The 2,634-nt window shown below is 41.0% G+C and carries 1 protein-coding gene; it reads left to right on the top strand.

Going from position 1 to position 2,634, the window contains the following annotated elements; all coding sequences use genetic code 11:
* Nucleotides 1-2,634 (top strand): ABC transporter permease/M1 family aminopeptidase (locus tag ABYD77_RS18725; RefSeq protein WP_372771610.1); only part of this gene is annotated, 2,634 nt, incomplete at both ends.

Below are 2,634 nucleotides of genomic sequence, written 5' to 3'. Positions count from 1 at the left end.
GTGAATGACAGTTTCATATCAGCACTTGCAAACCGTATTAATATTAAAAATAGCCCACGTATTAATACACTTGCACACCTTAAAACACGTACGCTATTTGAAGTGAAACAAGTGATTTTTAGCGCGCCATTTTTGATTTTAGGTCTAATTACCTGCTTTATGTTAATGGCGCCTCTATTTGACCCACAAGGCATGTTTGGTACGCCTAATTGGCCACTTACTCAAACCATGGTGCAATTAGTGGCTGGCTCTACTGGTTTATTAATGCTGGTGATTTTAGCTTACTACAGTGCAGAAGTTGTTTGGCGTGAACGCAACTCAGGTATGGGCGATATCATTGATAGTATGCCTGTAAACAACATTACCTTTTGGTTATCTAAGTTTATTGCAATAGCACTTGTTTTTGTACTGCTCTATAGCTTTGGTACGTTTGTTACAATCGCTAACCAGGCGCTTAAAGGTTACACCAACTTTGAGTTATCACAGTATGCATTCCGTTTAGGTTATATCAATCTTGTGCCGTTGATGATGACAGTGGTTATGGCATTCTTCCTTCAAGTAATTAGCCCGAACAAATATGTCGGTATGCTTTTGTTTATGGTGTACATCATTGGAACATTAGTACTTTCTAACTTTGGCTTTAGTCATCCAATGTGGCAATTTGCTGAAGCACCAAGCGTGCCTTATTCAGATATCAACCAATATGGCCACTTCTTAACAGCGCATAACTGGTTTATGTTGTATTGGTTAGGTGCAAGTTTAGTCTTAGGTGCATTGAGCTATGCGCTTTGGCATCGCGGCCCTGAGCAACCACTTAAAGCACGTATCAAGTTAGTACCTTATTATTTAGGTGCTTATGGTAAAGCGACCGTTGCAGCTGGTTTAATTATCTTTATTGCCAGTGGTAGTTACATTTATCAGAACACCCGCGTACTACATGTTTATCAAGAACAAGATGATTATGAACTTGAGCAAGCAGGTTATGAAAAAGCGTATGTTCAGCACAAAGAAGATAATATTCCGGTAATTACTAAGGTAAATATCAACGCGGATATTTTCCCTGAAGCACGTAAAATCGAAGCAACCGCCAATATTGAATTTACCAATGTGGGCGATACGGCGATTGAGAAGTTTATGGTGCATAAACCGCGTTATACCGAACAGTACTCAGTAGAACTGACTGGTGGCACATTAGGTGAATTAGATAAAACCTACAGCCTTGCATGGTTTACTTTTGATAAGCCATTACAGCCAGGTGAAACGCGCAGCGGTAAGTTAAGCGTAGTGCGTGAACATAAAGGCTTTAGGGCGGGTAATGAGGACTTTACGTTACTGAATAATGGTACCTTTATTAACAACGGTGATTTATTACCTCACTTCGGTTACTACGAAGGCTACCAAATTGTTGACCGCCACAAGCGTCGCAAACATGGTTTAGAGCCATTAGAGCGTGCCAATAAATTAGAAGACGATCGTTATTACAATGAAAGTTTCTTTGGTAAAGGTACAGGCTTTATCGACTTCGAGGCGACTATTTCAACGTCGGAAGATCAGTTTGCAATTGCACCGGGCTATTTAACCGAAGAACGGGTAGAAAACGGTCGCCGTATTTTCCATTACCAAATGGATGCGCCTATGGTGAACTTCTACTCAATTATGTCTGCGCGCTTAGAAGCGAAAAAGGAAAACTATAACGGGATTGATATCGAGATCTACTACCATAAAACCCATGATATGAATGTGGATCGTATGATTGAATCGGTGAAAGACTCGATTGATTACTTTACCGAAGCGTTTGGCCCTTACCAGCATAAACAAATGCGCATTATTGAGTTCCCAGGATACCGCTCATTTGCACAGAGCTTTGCTAATACAGTGCCGTATTCAGAAGAAATTGGTTTTATTACTGACTTACGTGACCCTGAAAACATTGACCCTGTTTACTATGTCACAGCACACGAAGTGGCTCACCAATGGTGGGGGCACCAAGTAGGCGCGGCAAATGTACAAGGCAGCGCAATTATCTCTGAAGCCTTATCGCAATACAGTGCGTTAATGGTGATGGAGAAGAAGTATGGTCCTGAGAAAATCCGTAAGTTCTTAAAATACGAGCTGGATCGTTACCTGCGCGGCCGTACTACCGAAGCACTTGAAGAGATGCCATTTATGCGCAGTGAAAACCAGCAGTACATTCACTATCGTAAAGGCTCTGTGGTCATGATGTCTTTAAAAGACCGTCTTGGTGAAACACGCTTAAACAAAGCTTTGAAAGATTTCTTAGCGGAATTTAAGTATCAGAGCACGCCTTACCCAACAACGCTTGATTTAATGGCATACATTTCACTAGACGCAACTGATAGTGAAAAGCAATTCGTAAGTAACTTGTTTGAGCACATCAGCTTATACGATTTAAAAACCACGGAAGTTGCAGTTGCTGAACAGCAAGATGAAAATGGCTTATACACAGTAACACTCACCATTGATGCCAAGCTAAACCGCGCTGACAGCAAAGGTAAAGAAACCGAAGTAGAGTTTAGTGATAAAGTAGATATTGGTTTATTTAGCGCTGACCCTGAGGATTTATCAGCTGACAACATCGTACTTTACTTACAAAAGCACAATATCAAATCGGGT

The organism is Pseudoalteromonas sp. (assembly GCF_041629635.1).
In the GTDB taxonomy this organism is placed as follows: Bacteria; Pseudomonadota; Gammaproteobacteria; order Enterobacterales; family Alteromonadaceae; genus Pseudoalteromonas.
This window is presented reverse-complemented; position numbering and strand designations above follow the sequence as displayed.